This window comes from Agrobacterium vaccinii (assembly GCF_021310995.1).
GTDB lineage: Bacteria > Pseudomonadota > Alphaproteobacteria > Rhizobiales > Rhizobiaceae > Agrobacterium > Agrobacterium vaccinii.
Genome location: NZ_CP054151.1, coordinates 621,963 through 639,036 on the forward strand (window position 1 = coordinate 621,963; position 17,074 = coordinate 639,036).

General features: G+C 53.3%; 19 protein-coding genes. 13 read left to right on the forward strand and 6 right to left on the reverse strand.

Annotated features, from left to right (window positions below; all coding sequences use genetic code 11):
• The first annotated feature begins 54 nt into the window (after window positions 1–54).
• The 4 genes from HRR99_RS17935 (at window position 55) to HRR99_RS17950 (ending at window position 3,314) form a co-directional block, all read left to right on the forward strand.
• Window positions 55–549 carry a chemotaxis protein CheW gene (locus HRR99_RS17935; RefSeq protein WP_111841153.1) on the forward strand — a complete coding sequence of 165 codons (495 nt, stop codon included), beginning with the start codon at window positions 55–57 and terminating at the stop codon, window positions 547–549.
• Between the two features lie 14 nt (window positions 550–563).
• Window positions 564–1,412, forward strand: coding sequence for a CheR family methyltransferase (locus tag HRR99_RS17940; RefSeq protein ID WP_233124135.1), 849 nt, complete (start codon window positions 564–566; stop codon window positions 1,410–1,412).
• A 6-nt stretch (window positions 1,413–1,418) separates the two neighbouring features.
• Window positions 1,419–2,507, forward strand: coding sequence for a protein-glutamate methylesterase/protein-glutamine glutaminase (locus HRR99_RS17945; RefSeq protein ID WP_111841151.1), 1,089 nt, complete (start codon window positions 1,419–1,421; stop codon window positions 2,505–2,507).
• Window positions 2,508–2,621: 114 nt separating this feature from the next.
• The gene (locus HRR99_RS17950; protein WP_233124136.1) at window positions 2,622–3,314 is read left to right on the forward strand and encodes a ParA family protein; all 693 of its coding nucleotides are present in this window, start codon (window positions 2,622–2,624) and stop codon (window positions 3,312–3,314) included.
• A gap of 60 nt (window positions 3,315–3,374) precedes the next feature.
• Here the strand turns inward: HRR99_RS17950 and HRR99_RS17955 are convergent, their stop codons facing one another.
• A complete protein-coding gene (locus HRR99_RS17955; RefSeq protein ID WP_233124137.1) occupies window positions 3,375–3,890 on the reverse strand; it encodes a hypothetical protein in 516 nt (171 codons plus the stop codon).
• 132 nt (window positions 3,891–4,022) lie between these two features.
• Here HRR99_RS17955 and HRR99_RS17960 point away from each other — a divergent pair, with 132 nt between their 5' ends.
• On the forward strand, window positions 4,023–4,691 hold the full coding sequence (locus tag HRR99_RS17960; protein WP_233124139.1) for a response regulator transcription factor: 669 nt from the start codon (window positions 4,023–4,025) through the stop codon (window positions 4,689–4,691).
• Complete coding sequence (locus HRR99_RS17965) at window positions 4,688–6,082, forward strand: sensor histidine kinase (protein WP_422387343.1); 1,395 nt, start codon at window positions 4,688–4,690, stop codon at window positions 6,080–6,082. Before HRR99_RS17960 ends, HRR99_RS17965 begins: the two co-directional genes overlap by 4 nt.
• Here HRR99_RS17965 and HRR99_RS17970 read toward each other — a convergent pair.
• The 3 genes from HRR99_RS17970 to HRR99_RS17980 all read right to left on the reverse strand — a co-directional run bounded on the left by HRR99_RS17970 (window position 6,065) and on the right by HRR99_RS17980 (window position 7,792).
• A complete protein-coding gene (locus HRR99_RS17970; protein WP_233124141.1) occupies window positions 6,065–6,493 on the reverse strand; it encodes a DUF4112 domain-containing protein in 429 nt (142 codons plus the stop codon). The genes HRR99_RS17965 and HRR99_RS17970 overlap by 18 nt on opposite strands.
• A gap of 105 nt (window positions 6,494–6,598) precedes the next feature.
• Window positions 6,599–6,907: a hypothetical protein gene (locus tag HRR99_RS17975; protein ID WP_233124142.1), complete on the reverse strand. Its 309-nt coding sequence runs from the start codon at window positions 6,905–6,907 to the stop codon at window positions 6,599–6,601.
• Between the two features lie 222 nt (window positions 6,908–7,129).
• The gene (locus HRR99_RS17980; RefSeq protein WP_233124144.1) at window positions 7,130–7,792 is read right to left on the reverse strand and encodes a CHASE3 domain-containing protein; all 663 of its coding nucleotides are present in this window, start codon (window positions 7,790–7,792) and stop codon (window positions 7,130–7,132) included.
• Between the two features lie 645 nt (window positions 7,793–8,437).
• Here HRR99_RS17980 and HRR99_RS17985 point away from each other — a divergent pair.
• The 5 genes from HRR99_RS17985 (at window position 8,438) to HRR99_RS18005 (ending at window position 12,132) form a co-directional block, all read left to right on the forward strand.
• Window positions 8,438–9,637: a tyrosine-type recombinase/integrase gene (locus HRR99_RS17985; RefSeq protein WP_233124145.1), complete on the forward strand. Its 1,200-nt coding sequence runs from the start codon at window positions 8,438–8,440 to the stop codon at window positions 9,635–9,637.
• Window positions 9,589–10,626 carry a hypothetical protein gene (locus HRR99_RS17990; RefSeq protein ID WP_233124147.1) on the forward strand — a complete coding sequence of 346 codons (1,038 nt, stop codon included), beginning with the start codon at window positions 9,589–9,591 and terminating at the stop codon, window positions 10,624–10,626. Before HRR99_RS17985 ends, HRR99_RS17990 begins: the two co-directional genes overlap by 49 nt.
• A gap of 244 nt (window positions 10,627–10,870) precedes the next feature.
• Window positions 10,871–11,086 carry a helix-turn-helix transcriptional regulator gene (locus HRR99_RS17995; protein ID WP_233124149.1) on the forward strand — a complete coding sequence of 72 codons (216 nt, stop codon included), beginning with the start codon at window positions 10,871–10,873 and terminating at the stop codon, window positions 11,084–11,086.
• Complete coding sequence (locus HRR99_RS18000; RefSeq protein ID WP_233124150.1) at window positions 11,079–11,288, forward strand: hypothetical protein; 210 nt, start codon at window positions 11,079–11,081, stop codon at window positions 11,286–11,288. The genes HRR99_RS17995 and HRR99_RS18000 overlap by 8 nt, the downstream gene beginning before the upstream one ends.
• 55 nt (window positions 11,289–11,343) lie before the next feature.
• A complete protein-coding gene (locus tag HRR99_RS18005; protein WP_233124152.1) occupies window positions 11,344–12,132 on the forward strand; it encodes a hypothetical protein in 789 nt (262 codons plus the stop codon).
• Window positions 12,133–12,149: 17 nt separating this feature from the next.
• Here HRR99_RS18005 and HRR99_RS18010 read toward each other — a convergent pair whose 3' ends face one another.
• Window positions 12,150–12,695, reverse strand: coding sequence for a hypothetical protein (locus HRR99_RS18010; protein ID WP_233124154.1), 546 nt, complete (start codon window positions 12,693–12,695; stop codon window positions 12,150–12,152).
• Between the two features lie 357 nt (window positions 12,696–13,052).
• Between HRR99_RS18010 and HRR99_RS18015 the strand changes: the two genes are divergently transcribed.
• On the forward strand, window positions 13,053–13,250 hold the full coding sequence (locus HRR99_RS18015; RefSeq protein WP_233124156.1) for a hypothetical protein: 198 nt from the start codon (window positions 13,053–13,055) through the stop codon (window positions 13,248–13,250).
• A gap of 27 nt (window positions 13,251–13,277) precedes the next feature.
• Here the strand turns inward: HRR99_RS18015 and HRR99_RS18020 are convergent, their stop codons facing one another.
• Window positions 13,278–16,205: a UvrD-helicase domain-containing protein gene (locus HRR99_RS18020; protein ID WP_233124157.1), complete on the reverse strand. Its 2,928-nt coding sequence runs from the start codon at window positions 16,203–16,205 to the stop codon at window positions 13,278–13,280.
• 284 nt (window positions 16,206–16,489) lie between these two features.
• Between HRR99_RS18020 and HRR99_RS18025 the strand changes: the two genes are divergently transcribed.
• Window positions 16,490–17,074, forward strand: a complete 585-nt coding sequence (locus HRR99_RS18025) for a hypothetical protein (RefSeq protein ID WP_233124159.1) — start codon at window positions 16,490–16,492, stop codon at window positions 17,072–17,074.

Consider the following 17,074-nt stretch of genomic DNA (forward strand, 5'->3'; position numbering starts at 1 on the left):
ATCAGACGCAGACGACCTCGACTGACGAAACCATGACTTTGGAGAAGACGTAAAATGGCGAGCCCATCATCTCATACCCAGTACGTGACGTTCAGTCTCGGCGAGGAAGTCTTCGCCGTTCCTGTGGATGTCGTGCGAGAAATTCTCGACCATGAGGAGGCGTTCAAAATCCCCCATGGGCCGGATTATCTGCTGGGGCTACGAGACGTGCGCGGTCAGGGCGTTCCCGTCATCGATCTGCGCCTGCGTCTGGGCATGACACGAACGGTAAAAACGCCGCACACGCGCATCCTCGTTCTCGACATCCCCTTCGGCGACAAGCTGCTGGCGCTGGGTCTCGTGGCCGACAAGGTCTTCGAAGTCACGCCGTTCCTGCTCGACCAGATCGAGACTGCGCCGGATATCGGCATTCGCTGGAACTCCAGCTACATCGCCGGCGTGGTACGCCGTGAGGGTGATTTCGTCGTCATCATCGATCTTGCACAGTTGTTTTCAAGCGAAGCTGGCGATCTGGCGAAGGTCAACGCCGGACCTATGCGCGCTGCGTGAAAGGAATTTGAGAGTTGAGTACCGCCGTCAGCGTAAACTTCGACGACAGCCTGAGCACCCGCGACTTTCGCGAACTCTCAAGCTTCATTTATGAATATTGCGGCATCAAAATGCCGGAGACCAAGCGCTCCATGCTGGAGGGTCGTCTGCGCAAACGCTTGCGCGCCACGGGTTATGCCAACTTCAGCGATTATTGCGACTACCTGTTTCGCCACGGCGGAATGGAAGCGGAATCGATCTTCCTGATCGACGTCGTCACCACCAACAAGACAGACTTTTTCCGCGAACCGAACCATTTCGACTTTATGGAAAAAGTCGCGCTGCCTGCATTGGCAAAGAGAGGGATCGGACGCGTGCGCGCCTGGAGTTCGGCCTGCTCCACCGGTGCCGAGCCCTACACCATGGCCATGGTCATGGCTGAAGCCGTCGAACGGAACGTCATCTCGGACTACAACATCCTCGCCACCGATCTGTCGACAGATGTGCTGCAAAAAGCCCATAGCGGCATCTACAGCCGTGATCTCGTCGATCCCGTGCCGCCGGAAATGAAGCGCAAATATGTGATGCAGGCCAAGGAGCGCAACCGCAACGACGTGCGAATTGCTGCAAAGCTTCGCTCCAAGATCGGCTTTGCGCGCATGAACCTGATGAACCCGAAATATGAAATCGGCGATCCTGTTCACATCCTGTTTTGCCGCAACGTCCTGATCTATTTCGACAAGAAGACGCAGACCCATGTCTTGACCGAGCTTTGCAAATGCATCGCACCGGGTGGCTATCTCCTCATCGGCCATTCAGAGACCGTGACGGGTATCGATCTTCCGATAAAGCAGGTTGCCAACACTGTCTTCATGAAACAATAAAGTAGCATGATCAAAAAAACCCGCGTCCTTATCGTCGATGATTCCGCCAGCGTCCGGCAGACGCTGACGGCGGTTCTTCAGTCCGACCCTGCAATCGAAGTGATCGGCGCAGCGTCCGACCCCTTCATGGCGGCGAAGAAGATACAGGAAGATATGCCGGATGTGATCACGCTGGACGTGGAAATGCCGCGCATGGACGGCATTACCTTCCTGCGCAAGATCATGTCCCAGCACCCCATCCCGGTCGTCATGTGTTCATCGCTGACCGAGGCCGGTTCCGAAACGCTGCTACAGGCGCTGGAAGCGGGCGCTGTGGATATCATCGTCAAGCCGCGCATCGGCGCAGCCGATCATCTGGCTGAATCGGCACAGCGCATATGTGAAGTGGTGAAAAGTGCCGCCCATGCCCGCGTCAAGGGCGCCAAAGCCGTTGCCCGCCGGTCTGCCGCCAGCGATCCGCAGGCGAAACTGACTGCCGATGCCGTGCTGCCGCCACCGTCTGGCAAGGCCATGGCCCGTACCACCGAAATGGTCGTCTGCGTCGGCGCATCCACCGGTGGCACCGAAGCCTTGCGGGAAATGCTGGAAAAATTGCCCGCAAACGCGCCGGGAATGGTCATCGTCCAACACATGCCGGAGAAATTTACCGCCGCGTTCGCGCGCCGCCTGAACACGCTTTGCGAGGTAGAGATCAAGGAAGCATCAGATGGTGATCCGGTCCTGCGCGGCCATGTGCTGATCGCACCGGGTGACAAGCATATGCTGCTGGAAAGACAAGGCGCGCGCTACTACGTGTCGGTTCGCAATGGCCCTCTCGTTACCCGCCATCGCCCGTCGGTGGATGTGCTTTTCCGCTCCGCCGCGCGGTCGGCAGGGTCAAACGCCATGGGCGTCATCATGACCGGCATGGGGGATGACGGCGCGCGCGGCATGCTGGAAATGCATCAGGCGGGCGCATATACCGTTGCCCAAGATGAGGCCTCCTCCGTCGTTTTCGGCATGCCGAAGGAAGCCATCGCCCATGGTGGTGTGGACAAGATCGTGCCGCTGGATCAGATTTTCAGAGAAATCCTGGCCGAAGACCGCCGTCACTAATTTCGCTCATCTTATTTAGAAATCGTTAACCATAATGTTCAATGATCGGCTGGCGCCATGATTTCGGCGCGTCGAAACAGGCGATGACCGTCTCAGCTTTTATCGGATCTTTCCATGACGGTCATTACATTCGCAAACACCAAAGGTGGCGCAGGCAAGACGACGGCGGTTCTGCTGCTGGCGTCGGAACTGGCACGCCGCGGCTTGCGGATTTGCGTTGTCGACACCGATCCGCAGCGCTGGCTCTCCAAGTGGCGGGAATCGGCTGACCATCGCGTCGATCTCTCCGTCATCACATATGTTTCCGCCTCCAGCCTTCAAAACCACGTTCTCGAAAACCGCAGGAAATTCGATCACGTCATCATCGACCTTCCCGGGGCCCAGTCACCCCTTCTGGCGACCGCCGTCGGACTGTCGAACCATGTGTTGATCCCCGTGCAGGGCAGCACCATGGATGCGCAGGGTGGCGCGCAGGTTCTCGAACTGCTGCGTTATCTCGATGATCGCGCCTCGATTAAGATTCCACATTCCGTCGTGCTGTCGCGCGTTAATTCCATGGTCACGACCCGCGCACTTCTCGCCGCCAAAGCACTGCTCGCAAAGCGCAATGTACATGTGCTTGATACCCCCATCATCGAGCGCGCCGCCTTCCGCGACATGTTCGATTTCGGCGGCTACCTGCACATGATGAACCCCGCGCAGGTCAGCAATCTGGATAAGGCCATGCAGAACGCCAGTGCATTTGCCGATGAAGTCATGCGGCTTTTGCCAGTCCAGTCCGTAGCGCGCTACTCTTCAGCAGCCTGATCTTCAACGGCAAAAACCCGGCGGTCTCGCGACCACCGGGGTTGTATTATCTCAGGTGCCTCAAGGCCTTGGCGCTTCAGGTGCCGGTCCGCGGACCATATCTTCCAGACGCTTGTGCGGTGGTGGGCCCTTCTGCGGACCAAGCGCTTCCGTCTTTCCGTCTTCGCGCACCAGATAGCTGGCGTGCACGAAGCCATCGTCGAAACGGCCCTGCACGGTCACGGCCTCGTTCTGCTTGACTAGATCGCCATCTTCCCCGCCGGGACCTGTTTCGATCAGCGCCTTGCCGCTACCATCCTGCAACACGAATTTATTGCCGTAGATTTCGGCGACCGTGCCTTTGATGGTGACGAGGCTCGATGCTGGCATTGTGGAGATTTCGACGGGCGTCATGGGTGCCATTTCAGCCGTTGGACGCACCAGCTTCATGGCGCCTGCACCGCCCGCAGCACCCAGTGCCAGGGCAACGACTGCGGCGATGGCTGGCAGTGCCAGTCGGCTGCGGCGTTTATGGTGAGGATGATCCGGTGCTGGTGTGGGACTAATATGATCCGATGTGTGATTTTCGTTTTCCATTTGCGTTGCTCCTTGTGAATGACAACTGCAATCTAGCCCAGCCTCCCACACAGCTGCCTGAACCTTCCTGTTCAGTTTGAGTTAAGCTGCCATATCTAGATTTCCGGTCTTCTCTCATTGGAAAGTTCACTCATGCGCGTATTGCTCGTGGAAGACGACGCAGATCTCGGCGGCAGGATCGCAAGTGCGCTCAGGCTTGAAAACTTCGTCGTCGATGTCGCCCGCAATGGCGAAGATGCGCTTCACGCCGGGCTCACGGAACTCTTCGACGTCGCCATTCTCGACCTGGGCCTGCCCAAGATCGATGGCATCTCGGTGCTGAAAGGCTGGCGCGAAAGTGAGCGCAATCTCCCCGTTCTTGTCCTCACCGCCCGCGATGGCTGGCCCGACAAGGTAGCGAGCTTCAAAGCCGGGGCAGACGACTTTCTGCCAAAACCCTTCAAGGTCGAGGAGCTGGTGTTGCGGCTGCGGGCACTGGTGCGCCGGGCTGCCGGTTATGCCTCCGCCCGGCTGAATTGCGGGCCGCTGGTCTTCGACGCGCAACTCGGCACCTTCGAACTCGATGGCCTTCCCTTGAAACTCACGGCGCTCGAATGGCGTGTCCTGTCCTGCCTCATCCTGCGCAAGGAAACCATCGTCGACCGCCGTGAACTGAACGAGCGCGTCTACGACGGAGATGCGGAAGTGGACTCGAATTCGATAGAGGTGATCATTGCCAGACTGCGCAAGAAAGTCGGTGCGGAACGCATCGAAACCGTGAGGGGCCGCGGCTACATGCTGACGGCAGCGGTGGCCACTTGACGATATTTCCCCTGAAATCACCTAGGTCCATCGCCGGACGACTATTGCTGTTCTCGGGCATTTTCGTCACTGCGGCACTGGTGGTCGCCTCGGTTATCCTATGGCTCGCTCTGAAAACAGTGGTACGCGAGCAGATCGATCAGCGGCTGGACACGCAAATCAGCGCGCTTGCCGGTGCTGTCAGGCAAGGACCTGAAGGCAGGCTCTCACTCTCCACTCCCTTGGATGCGCCACCTTTCGATCGTGGCGGCTCCGGCTGGTACTGGCAGATTGATGCAGGCGATCAACACCTGACATCCCGCTCGCTGATGCAAAGCACACTGGAAGCCCCTCCGCCGCGCCAAAGCCTAAAACACATGCTGACGGGCATGGCCTCGCCCGGTGAAAGCAGGGACAGCAACGGCCAGATGCTCTATACGCGTCAAATCTCCCGCGAAATCGGCGGCACCGTAATGATCATCACCGCGAGTGCGCCCTCCACAGCGCTGATCGAACCCGCATTGAGAGCCCTGTTCTGGCTGGTCCCCTGCATGCTTGTTCTCGGCATCGTTCTTCTGGGCGGAACACTCTGGCAAATACGCTTCGGCCTGCGACCACTCGCGTCGATGGCTAAAGATATCGACGCTATCAACAGCGGCGAACTCGACCGACTGCCGCCGCAGCCATCGAGCGAACTTGCGCCACTTTCTGCAAAGACCAACGCTTTGCTGACGGCAAATGAGGAGCGGTTGATCGCAACACGCATGCAGTTTGCCAATCTCGCTCACGGCCTGAAGACGCCCGTCGCCAGTCTGCTTCTAGCGCTGACCGACAGCAATGATCCCGACGGTACATTGCGAGATTTGGGCAGACGCATCGACCATCGGATCAAGCACCACCTCAGCGCAACCCGACAAGTCATGGCCGCAGCTAACGCGGTGGCCGGTGCCGATATCGGATCGGTGGTGTCTAACCTGCATCTTGCAATCGGCTCCATTCACGCCGACAGAGGCATCAGCTTTGAAAATAATATCGAAGACGCTGCGCGGGTCGCCTGCGACGAGAACGATCTGGAGGAAATGCTCGGCAACCTGATCGATAACGCTTTCAAATGGGCATCGTCTCATGTCAACATCAGCGCCATCAAGGATGGCGCCAATCTGCGTATCAGTATTGCGGACGACGGCCCGGGCATCCCGGCCTCTCGTATGGAGGCCGTTTTGCTGCCGGGCGTTCGAGAGGACGAACGGATCGCCGGTTCCGGCTTCGGGCTCACCATTGCCAACGAACTTGCCGAACTCTACGGAGGTTCGCTTGCCTTGGAGAGCAATTCACCCAATGGGCTGCGGGCTGTTCTCATTCTGCCCGCGAGCATGAAAGCCGGCAGTTCAAACCTACCGCTTACGGCCTAGCTCATCGTCGTGTATGCCGAAATGATCGATGATCATGTTGACGTTGCGGCGATGCGACTTGAAGTAAACGTCGAACAAATCACCGAACAGCGGCACACTGCCGACCACGGCATCCATGCCGATATTACCGATCATTCGCGCCAGCTTCTCACGCGGCACACCCATGCGACGGGCTTCGTTGACGATGTAAAGCCCCACCAGCGCACCTGCACCATCACCTACCAATGGCACAAGACCCATGATGGAATCGGCACCAAAGCGCAGCCGTGTGCCGGGAATACCGATCGCCGTATCCATCAGCCGAGCAATGCCGGACAGGCGGCGCAATCGACGCAAGCGCTCCGCGCTGTCAAGGAACTCATCAGACATTCCGGGGCTCGCCCCGCTCGCATTCCACGTTCTTGCAGCCATCGGAGACTCCAACCCGAAAAGAGAAATCATATGTGATAAAGGAATGGGTATGCCGTGAGCTCCATTCAAGAGCCCTCGTTATTCACGGCACCGCTGAAACAGTCATTAACCGCCGGAAACCCTGATGGCCCCGGCCTCGCCAAGGCTGCGCTGAACGTCGGCGACATCCCCCGCGGCTATATCCGCGGAGACTTCGATTTCACCCTCAAGCGGCGCATCATCCCGCGCGCCCTCGCCCTTCGTTACATCGCCACCGGAAGGCTGAGAACCCACTGTGTTTTCAGCAGTAGCCGACTGAACGAAAATGTCCGGCCGCGCGATGCCGTGCTGCTGGACCATATGTTCGACTGCAAGATCTGCCGAAGCCCTTGTATTGAAAATAGCGCGTATCGTGGTGGTGCTGTCATCAGCCATTGAAGCGTCTCCTGTTTCGGATGTCCCACAACGCAGACGATCTCGACCGCCCATAGTTCCAAAACCATTTTAAATGGTGGCATTTTCAGAATGAACTCATCCTTCCTGGCATTATGGTGATCAGCGCAAATGAAGACACGTCAAAGTCTTCGATGATCTGCAAATAATCTTCCAAACCCGGTCCGCGAGTGGAGAATGACCGGACTTATGAAAAAACCTGCATTACGATACCAAGCGCTTTCTCGTCAGGTACATTTCAACCCCTGCCCGCGTCAAAAAAGAAGCCAGCCCTACGATGATCGCCACAATACGGATACGCAATTCATCCGTCTCGACCTCCGCCTGACGCGTCTCCAACAGGTCGCGTTCGCTAACCGTAATACTGCCGATGATATCGCGGATATGATCCATCGTTCCGACCGCCATGTAAGATATTTCATTCGCACGCGCGGCTTCCGCACTCTGGTTGTCGTGCAGCGAAATGGAGTGGCTCAACTCGGCCAACTTCTGATCGACCAAACCCTTTAGAGTTGCGACACGCGCGACCTGCGCACTATTGTCGGAAATCCTTGTCGATAGGTCACTTTGGAGGACATTCAGTCGTTCCATCGCCTTTTCGTAGGGCGCAAGATATCGACGGTCGCCACTGACAAGATATCCCCTCTGCCCCGTTTCCGCATCATCGAGCGCTATCAGAACATCCTTCGTCGTGTCGATCGCCTCATAGGTGTGAACAACCATATCCTGATGATCGCTCAAAAGGGTGTGGGTCCATGTCGTAGCCAGTACGCCTGACGCGATCACGACCCCGATGGGGATCGATCGCAACAAAGTAGGGACCGTCAGATACCTACGACGCAACGAACTCCAGGACAATTCACTCATTTCGTGGCTCGCTCAACCCATATTCGACTGAATCTCTTCGCATCCACCAAGCCACTACATTGGTCTGTCGTTGCCAGATGAACATCGCACGGAGTCATCAACGACACCAACTGCGATTTCGGCTCACCATGAGCAGCAATATCTTCAATGTCGATATCGAAGCGGATGTAAAAGCAATTGAGATTTACAGCTGCGCGATGCTTGCTAGACAACGCGATCATCGGCGAACCAATAGTCGCCCACGCCGCCTCTCAGATGAGTTCGCTAGGTTTCGAGCCTATAATCGCCCTAGTTTTGATTCACTGCAGCCTCGATTTAGAGACTCCTCGTGACCAGCGGCAGGTTTAATCTTACCGATTTCGAATAGATTGTGATTGCACTCTTATCGCCTAATAAGCCGCGATGTGTAGCGATTAAACGCACGGCCTTAAATTTATAGGGCAGACACAAGGTATCATCGGCATTTCTGAGACAATCATGGCGGAGAGGGTGGCCGCCTTATTAGAAGACGAAGACGTGTAGTGACATCGAATAAGTTATTTTAAATCAATGGCATAATAATTTCAATTATGCGATAACGTCCATTGTGTATCGGTGAAATGCGACATATTATGTGGGGCATTTTGTGGGGTTATGATTGGACGTATGGGCAAAGTAGCAGGTAAACACCCCGAAAAAGCGCTTTCTGCGCTCAAGGTGAAGCAACTATCGTTACCGGGGCGCTATGCAGACGGCAATGGACTATATCTCGTGGTTGACCCATCTGGTGCAAAGCGATGGATGTTGCGTGTCACGATACAAGGTAAGCGCTCAGACATGGGGTTGGGAAGCCTGTCTCTGGTGACTTTGGCAGACGCGCGAGAAAAGGCTCTGGAGTATCGTAGAGCGGCTCGACAGGGCGAAGATCCACTTGCAGCTAAGCGTCAAGCGAAAAGGGTCTACCCCACTTTCGAAAAAGCCGCCCGGACGGTGCACGCTGAGCACAAATTGGCTTGGAAGAACGATAAACATATTCAGCAGTGGATCAATACGCTCTCGGAATATGCCTTCTCGATTATCGGCGAGATGCGGATAGACAAAATCGACACCCCTGACATCTTGCGGGTTTTGTCTCCGATTTGGTTGAGTAAACCTGAAACTGCGCGGCGTATACGTCAACGCATCGCCAGTGTTTTCGATTGGGCGAAAGCCTCAGGCTTTCGCGATGGCGACAACCCTGTCGAGGGAGTTACGAGGGGGCTACCGAAGCAAACGAAGCAGGTCAAACATCATGAGGCGCTTCCGTTTGCGGAGGTTCCAGACTTTCTCATCAAGTTAAAAGCATCCAACAGTAACCTGATATCGAAATTGGCATTCGAGTTGCTCATTTTGACGGCTACACGGACTAGCGAAACCATTCTTGCAAAGCCGGGTGAATTCGACCTGAAGAAAAAAGTGTGGGTTGTGCCTGCCGACAGAATGAAGACCAAACGTGAGCACCGCATTCCCCTTGTAGATCGTGCTGTCAAAATCATCGAACAGGCGCAGGAGCTTTCATTGGGCGGCGACTACCTTTTTCCAGGGCAAAAGCGGGGCAAGCCACTATCCAATATGGTTTTCCTCAAAATACTTGGTAGCATGGAGCTGGGCGTAACAGCTCATGGCTTTCGATCTTCTTTCAGGGATTGGGCAGCGGAATCTACCAATCACCCACGTGATGTTGTCGAAATGGCTCTTGCTCACGCCATTGAAAATAAAGTTGAGGCAGCATACCGTCGCGGCGATCTATTCGAAAAACGTCGGGAGTTAATGACTGAATGGGAAAAACACCTCTCTTTGATTTCCCTGAAGCCGCCAAGCATCTAGCCGAAAAAATTACGGATTTAGCATGCGAAATGAACTTCGTTGAGAGGCCAGACGATGAGCCGCTTTTCGCAGAGTCATATTTATTACACGGGTTCGACTCATCACGCGCAGTTCAGCTTCTCTCTGATGGCGCGCCATCTTTCTACGGACATAAGGATGCGGTATATGCAGCATTCTGTGGCTGGATATTCTCTCCCCCAAGCGTTGGCGGTGATGACGACGATAATAGCGATGGTTTTATTCTAGATTTAGTCGCGGCATCCGTGATGCGGCTACTTGGTGAAGCAGAAGAAATTGCAAGCGAACTACCATATGGATCGCCTCTAAATCAGGACATTTTGGCGCGTTACTTTATCGCAGGGCCGCAGTTTATCGAGCAGATTTATAATGCGATTTGTGGAGTGCGGTTGCTAAACGAGATCGCAAGTGAAGGTGATATCAAAATTGCTGTGAGCGAGGACTACAGGGCCGAAAGTACGGTTCTGCAATTCATACGATATTGTCATTATTGGTCGTCAAATCCGAATTTGAAAATTAAGCCGAGTGTTCGTCGCGGCATTAACGCCGTGAAACAAGAGGTTGATCCCGAACGTTTCTGGGCTTCTGAGGCCGCAATATACGATGTATGGGGCAAAATGAAGCATACTGTCGCCTTGAGATACGCGGCGAGCTCGATTGTAATGGATCACGGCGTGTTGTTGGACGAATGGTATGACGGAAACTTTGATTATAAAGAGCAGTCAAACTTAGTACCGCTTCTTTTGGGGCGTGCCCGATATGTATGCGATCACGTTCTCGCTAAGATGCACGACTTTGAAGTCTATGCCGTTAACGTTGAGCCATTGAAAAAAGTGAGTCCTATTGAATTTGATTTGTTCCGACTTGATAAAACTGAATTAGCCTCAGCAAACGACAAGAACGTCAATAAGAATCGATTGCTGCAGAAAGCAAAAGCGACCCGCGTAAAATTAAATCGCGACAAGGGGTAACGGGTCGCATGGGGTTCCGTTAGCTTTTTTGTCATCAAAATGGTCCAGTTGGTATTAGCCATTGGTCGGAATCGTAGCTTACAATTTCAGATTTCCGCATAACAAAAGATCAACATATTCAGATATTTGATCCTCTCCAAATTTTTGTAGAGATCTCCAGAGATTCGTGGAGAAATTTTCATCGCTCCGCCCTCGGTCTATTTTCCTCGCATCCAATACGGATGGGAAATAAAGGGAATAGAACATGGAAATTGATACTCGACACAAACTTCTACGCGTAGGGCAGATTGCAAAACCAGAGGGTATTCTCGGGGTAAGCAAATCGACGTTCTGGTCGATGGTGCGCGCTGGAACAATCTCGCAGGGTATCAAAATTGGTCCGCGGATGCGTGCATGGCGAGCCTCCGAAATCACCGCTTTGATCGACCGCCTTGAAATTCAGGGAGACTCAGATGTCTAAACGTCGCAATTCACCCAAGAAAAACACCTCCCCAGAAAAAGATAGCGTCCCAGAATTTCGACCAGATGACGATGACGACGAAGTGCATGACGAGACCTATCGGGAGTATCACGAACGAAGCGATCAAGAAGGGTGCGATGATTTAGACGCAAAAATAACTTCTTCTAACTGGCGTTCAAATCGGAATTGGTTTGGGGGATGAGTAAGAAATTGATCAATAACCGTCTTTGCGAATCCGAACTGAGAGGCAGGTAGTTATGACTGCAAACCAGTCTACAAAAAAAGCTAGCAAACCCACCCACGTCAAGAAGAAAGGAAAATCGGATAATCCGAAAAATGGTCAGTCTACCAGACCCCTCGTTGACAAGATGACTGCATTGTATTTCGATTTTCAAAATCATCGTAAGGCGCATCGAAAGGCAATTCGAGCTGACATCGTCGCCGCAGTCGAAATCGGCTTGGAGATGCAGAACGACCCCGAGCAGTGGGCTTACTTTTGTGAAAATTGTTGGAAAGAGAATCCACCAAAAGTCAGCCAGATTGATAAAGCTGTCAAATTTGCGATCATGTACATGGTAGGGGCGAGCCGCTCTGGACGCAGCAAAGCAAGCTTTTATTACAGTGCCGTCAAGTTGTCTGTTGACAGCGGCATTAGGGGTGAAGAGCTAAAGCAGGTACTAAAAGCGGAAGGGCTCGCTAACCTTAGGAAAAAGCATACTGAGCATAAAAAGAATATGAAATCCTCGTCGCCAGTTGAGAAGAGTGGCTGCACGGTTTCCGAAAAACCGACGAAAAATCCGATAACTAAAAAAGCCTCAGGCGGCGATAAGGTCACGAGTACTAAGCAAGGCGTGAATGAGCGCAACGAAAAGCTGAAAGGACAGAAACATGAATGGTCGGCCTTATTGAGTTTTGATGACAAAAAAAATCGCATGACCAACCTCAAAGAAGGGCTGAAGGTTCGCATTACTGCAGAAGTTGACGCCATCGGCCAAACTTTAAGGTTGGTTGTCTCCAAAATGAAAATTGTTAGAGAGGAATTGTAACTAAATACCCGCAATTCCTAGTATATTTCACTATGTGACCTCGGCAGCACCATGATGTCTGCCGGGGTCAGTCTTTTTCGGGGTATCTGCTTCAGCGTGTACAACGCTGCCTTCGGCGCAGTCTTCTCTATCGGCTCGACATGTAAACGCGCCAATGACATTCCTTTTCCTACCAGAAACGATTTTGGTGAACGCGCCACGATGTCACCCAGCCTATCGCCGGTTCTGGCATTGGGTGGCACCATGAAGAACGCATGCACGTGCATTCCGTCGTTTGTCAGGATATCTGAGAGAGCCGTTTTTGCTTTTTTGTTCACCGGCCAGTCGAAGCACGATATCCAAAAAGGCATTTGTTCGATGTCGGTGTTGTGCGGTCTTTTGATCAACCTTGTTAGAAACCGGCTATAAATGGCTTCGCATTCCTGCAGCATGTAACGCTTTTTAGTTTGCTCGTTCCCTTTCACTTGATTAAACATGAGGGTGAGAAGGTATGGCTCCCATCCCCCGAACACTCGCTCCTCCATCATGGTAATGTAGCCGTCGATTAGCTTTGCATCTGTCATGCTTTATTCCTTCGTGGTTGGTTTTGTGTGGGTTGGTATGACGTTAGGTACTGATGCTGTCCTATAGGTACAGTTTGCCCATATGCCTTGCCTTTTGGGCTCCAGCATTTATGTCTCCGGATAAGGTATGCGCGTGCATGCGTGGCGCTTCCCCGCACGTCGTTTGCTTACGAATGTAATTGGCGTTTCGCCGTAGGTTGTTTACGGCCTCGTCTTTCGAGTCGAATCTTGCGCGTAACAGCCAGAAGGCGGTGTCCGTCGCGGTCGCATTAAGATAAAATTTGCCTAAATTTTATTGGTCTGAACCTGTGTTCACGCTGCGCGCTTGAGCTGGCGAACAGTGGGGCACATCGTGATTTGGACTGGAAAATCTTCAAAAAAGAACGCGCTGATCTTATTGGAGTCATCAGCGGCTCGAAGAGTTGGCAGCGCTTTGCGATTGATGACCGCAATTACATTGTCCTTCAGATCGCCGCATGTGATGCGCCTCAGCGACCTAGACGAAGGGCTGCGAAATATGCTTTGCAGATGGAAACACAGAAGCTTCAAGCGTGACGCCTCCAATGTGAGACGACGCCAGTGCTATCGGCGCGGTTGAATTCTCGAAAACTGACGTTGCTTCTCCCCGACCTGCCTTGGGGACGCAATTCGCCCTTTTCCATTGCAAACCTTGTATCGAACACAACTCAGAAACTTGCCATAACGGCCAGTGCGCTCAACCAGCCAACCGCTTTGACATTCATTGCATGCTGGAAAAATTTTACCGCATTGACAGGTGGCTTGAGCAGATCCATCGGTTCTGTGCGGCAGACCACTCCCGCAGGACGAGCAAGCAGGGAGCCAATTTCCACAATGATTTGCGTGTTCACACGAATAGAAGGTTTGTCCGTGGTTTTGTGACGCCAACAACCGGCCATCGCACTCGCGGCACTGGTATGAACTGGTTGCTGCGTCTGAAACGACAGCGACACCATATGCCGGCTCCTCCATAAGTTCAGTGACGAATGATGATGGCTTTGAATCCGAGGCAAGAATTGTCAACGTAAGCCGGGCACGGGTCATTGCGACGTACATCACGCGCCGCTCCTCTGCATGTTCGAACGGTTCACCCTCGGGGGAGACCAACGTTAGCAACGGATCATCGACCGTTTCTGAAGGGAAACCCATGCGCCCGCTGTCTGCATTCAAAAGAATAACATGGTCGGCTTCAAGCCCCTTAGAGGCGTGCACGGTTTTGAAATTTATACGCAGCTTCGGAAATTGCTTTTGCAAGCCCACGATATCTGGAGCGACAAAGCGATATCGGCCCAGCAATAGGACGCTCGCCCTCTCATTAGCCTCAAGCTTGCCGGATATTCCCCCAAGCACCTCGATAAGCTTTGTTTCAGCTGTGTTCTTCGGCGTCATCAATATCCTGATCGCGGGTTCGGTCGCTTTGCCCGCAGGCACGATATTCTTTGATAATTGGGCTGGGTTCTTCAGCACAAAGCTTCTTGCCGCAAATGCGATTTGATCCACAGACCGAAAAGTTCGACCGAGATCGACTGCCCTGTGTACACCTGTCTCACCGTCGAAGCTCCCACCGAATTCTTGACCGAAGTGCCGCATCAGGTGAATGTCCGACCCCGCAAAGCGAAAGATCGACTGCCAGTCGTCACCGACCGCGAAAAGACGCGCGTCCGTGTGTTGCGTCTTCAAGGCTTTCACCAATCTGCCGCGGCCTTGCGAGATATCCTGGAACTCATCAACGAGGATGTGGCGAAAGGGACTCACATATCGGCCGGTTTCGACATAACGTGCCGCCCTTAAAACCATGTCCTCGAAATCGATGCGCCCGTTGAGCCGCTGTTGATACTCCTGAAACACCGGTTCAAAGACGGCCAGAAAAGCCTTGGCGCGAGGGCCAGTTTTCATCCGTTCGGATTTCGCGTCACAGTCAGCGACACTATATCCACCCCCTTTGAATTTTCTAAGGAACGTAGCGAGCAGCTGGGAAAAGTTATCGACCTGTTTTAGCTCAACGACACGATCAAAAATCGTTTCGGGGGGGCGTGGCTGGAGGGTTACGTATGGTACGAGCTTTTCCGCAAGCCCCTTCAACAGAGTGCCCTCTTGCCGTTCGTAGCTGTAGGTTTCGACGAGGGTTGTCTGATTTTCAGTGTGGATGTCACGTTTCCACGTCATATCCTTCAGATACTTGTCGTTGTCGACAAAAGGGGCGGTGAACAGCCGGTCGTTACCATCGGGCATTTTCTTGCGTCGCACGCCAAAATGCTCGATGTAAACGCCACTTTCGATCAGCCGGAAATCTGGGCAATAGACCCGGCGACCACCAGTGGCAAGCTCGTGCTCGTAGGTGGGCTCGTATTCGTACTCCACGCCGTTTTCGTAAAGCCAGTTGGCAATCTGCAATTCTTCATAGCTTTTGACCTGTTCGCCTTGGAGCGTTCGTAAATCCTGCTGCTCCATGTGCTTGTAGAAGTCGTGCTTCGATTTGAAATCCCATTCTGTTTTGGGCTCTACTAAGAAATGGGCGAACCACTGGATAATGGCCCGAGAGACTTCGGACAATCGTAAGACCAAGTCCTTGAGAATCTGTTTGATGGCGTTGACGAAGAGCAAATCGTCAGTTGCATGATCGGCAAGAGCCGGTTTTGACCCTTCGACCTTACCGATGATGTCATAAGCAAGAGCATGAAACGTCCGCGCGACGACTGGCACCCCGGAGCGCTCTTTAACCCGCTCTGACATTTCCGCAGCGGCATTTTTTGCAAATGCCAGCAGGAGAATTTCCTCTGGTTTTCGAATACCTGTTTTCACGAGATATGCGGCCTTGGCGGTAATGACGCTGGTCTTGCCGGATCCGGCACCAGCAAGAACCAATGTTGCATCTTCGTCAACGACAACAGAAAGGCGCTGCTCTTGAGTCAACGGCTTGCTTTCAATCGTATCGAAAAAAGTCCCCCATTGCTCCAGAGCAGACGCAACAAACGCTTCGGTAGCGACTTTTCGGAACGCCTTGGGATGTGCGACGAACTTTCTTACGAGCGCGATACGAGCGGCCTCTTGCTGACCAATTGCCTCCAATTGGATTTTCGATAACACCTTTTCATTAAGATCCCTTGCGTCATCCAAGAGTGGTGAAATGATGCAGGCCGCGGGGTAATTGGTTGATTGGCACAAGTTCACCACGGCGTCATAAATGCGGGAAATCCGAGCGGCTTCCAGATCGAGCATGCGCAGATTGAACGCAACCCAAGCGTTTTTTATCTCGTCAGCAAAAGCGCAGGCTTCAAAATGCCCGACGCCCTTTAGAACCACGTCTTCTCGCTGGGAGAGGGATACGTGCAAGGTAGAGCCAAACAACTGCTTTGTCACGGACGGAGGTAATGCGATTGCTTCCAATGACACCGAGGACATATGGCGTCGTCTCGAAAGCGAGAGATTTTTCCCAGTCAGTTCTAAGGCTCGGATGTTCTTGCCGAAAGGATTGATGAAAAGTCCAAGCAAGGGACGTTGCTGCAATCGGGTCAATGCTTTGGAGCCTTATCATTCTCGAAGGGAGGCATACTCAGGGTTGGCAGGCCAGATTATGCTTCTGCAGCAATCATGCCCACCGTCATACTGGATGAATATATTAGATGTTGTAAATTTTGCATTTCTACTCTCGTAAATCGCGATCCCGCATCTAGTATTGACAATCTATGATTGTAATGATATACCATTACGAACTGGCGCTTTTGCCAGCTCAAGGGGCCTCAGTTGGCCCCTCTTCTATTTGGAGAGCTACGAATATGAACATCGCAACGACAAGTGCTGTTTCACCCGTCACCCTGCCTTGCCCGATCATCATATTGGGCCGTGACGACAAGCGAAAAGCCCATGCCTCATTTTTCCCGGCAACGGACACCCGGTCAGCGGAGAAAGCCGCTGAACTGATGGGGATGGCTGCCTTGAAGGTCGAAAGCAATGAGGTCCGGGCATTCCTGAGCCGGTTGCCACAGGGCAAGCTGTTCGACAGTGGCAAGGCATTTGTGCCGTTTGTGAAGCAAGACCTCTACAACGAGATTGCCGCCCACCTTTCCGACGAGGAACGCGAGCGGCTTGAGCAACCACGCGCCGTAGCAGAGAAACCACCCGTCGGAGTCACCCACCCGGCGCGCCCGAAAAACATGCCGGAGAGTTTTGATAAGATCGCTGTCGGAAGCGTGGTGCTCGCAACCGAAGCTCCACTTGAAGGCTGGTATGAGGCCAAGGTCATAGAGGTGAAAGCTGAAGGTAACCTGCGGCTTCAATGGCGCGATTATCTTGACGACCCAGCATTCACACGCCGTATCGATCAGGTCGCCCTCATTCACCCTTCTTACGTCGAGGCTTGA

Coding starts and splice junctions, on each gene's coding strand:
- HRR99_RS17935 (WP_111841153.1), top strand. CDS start 55: ATGGCGAGCCCATCATCTCATACCCAGTACGTGACGTTCAGTCTCGGC.
- HRR99_RS17945 (WP_111841151.1), top strand. CDS start 1,419: ATGATCAAAAAAACCCGCGTCCTTATCGTCGATGATTCCGCCAGCGTC.
- HRR99_RS17950 (WP_233124136.1), top strand. CDS start 2,622: ATGACGGTCATTACATTCGCAAACACCAAAGGTGGCGCAGGCAAGACG.
- HRR99_RS17955 (WP_233124137.1), bottom strand. CDS start 3,890: ATGGAAAACGAAAATCACACATCGGATCATATTAGTCCCACACCAGCA.
- HRR99_RS17960 (WP_233124139.1), top strand. CDS start 4,023: ATGCGCGTATTGCTCGTGGAAGACGACGCAGATCTCGGCGGCAGGATC.
- HRR99_RS17970 (WP_233124141.1), bottom strand. CDS start 6,493: ATGGCTGCAAGAACGTGGAATGCGAGCGGGGCGAGCCCCGGAATGTCT.
- HRR99_RS17975 (WP_233124142.1), bottom strand. CDS start 6,907: ATGGCTGATGACAGCACCACCACGATACGCGCTATTTTCAATACAAGG.
- HRR99_RS17980 (WP_233124144.1), bottom strand. CDS start 7,792: ATGAGTGAATTGTCCTGGAGTTCGTTGCGTCGTAGGTATCTGACGGTC.
- HRR99_RS17985 (WP_233124145.1), top strand. CDS start 8,438: ATGGGCAAAGTAGCAGGTAAACACCCCGAAAAAGCGCTTTCTGCGCTC.
- HRR99_RS17990 (WP_233124147.1), top strand. CDS start 9,589: ATGGGAAAAACACCTCTCTTTGATTTCCCTGAAGCCGCCAAGCATCTA.
- HRR99_RS17995 (WP_233124149.1), top strand. CDS start 10,871: ATGGAAATTGATACTCGACACAAACTTCTACGCGTAGGGCAGATTGCA.
- HRR99_RS18000 (WP_233124150.1), top strand. CDS start 11,079: ATGTCTAAACGTCGCAATTCACCCAAGAAAAACACCTCCCCAGAAAAA.
- HRR99_RS18005 (WP_233124152.1), top strand. CDS start 11,344: ATGACTGCAAACCAGTCTACAAAAAAAGCTAGCAAACCCACCCACGTC.
- HRR99_RS18010 (WP_233124154.1), bottom strand. CDS start 12,695: ATGACAGATGCAAAGCTAATCGACGGCTACATTACCATGATGGAGGAG.
- HRR99_RS18025 (WP_233124159.1), top strand. CDS start 16,490: ATGAACATCGCAACGACAAGTGCTGTTTCACCCGTCACCCTGCCTTGC.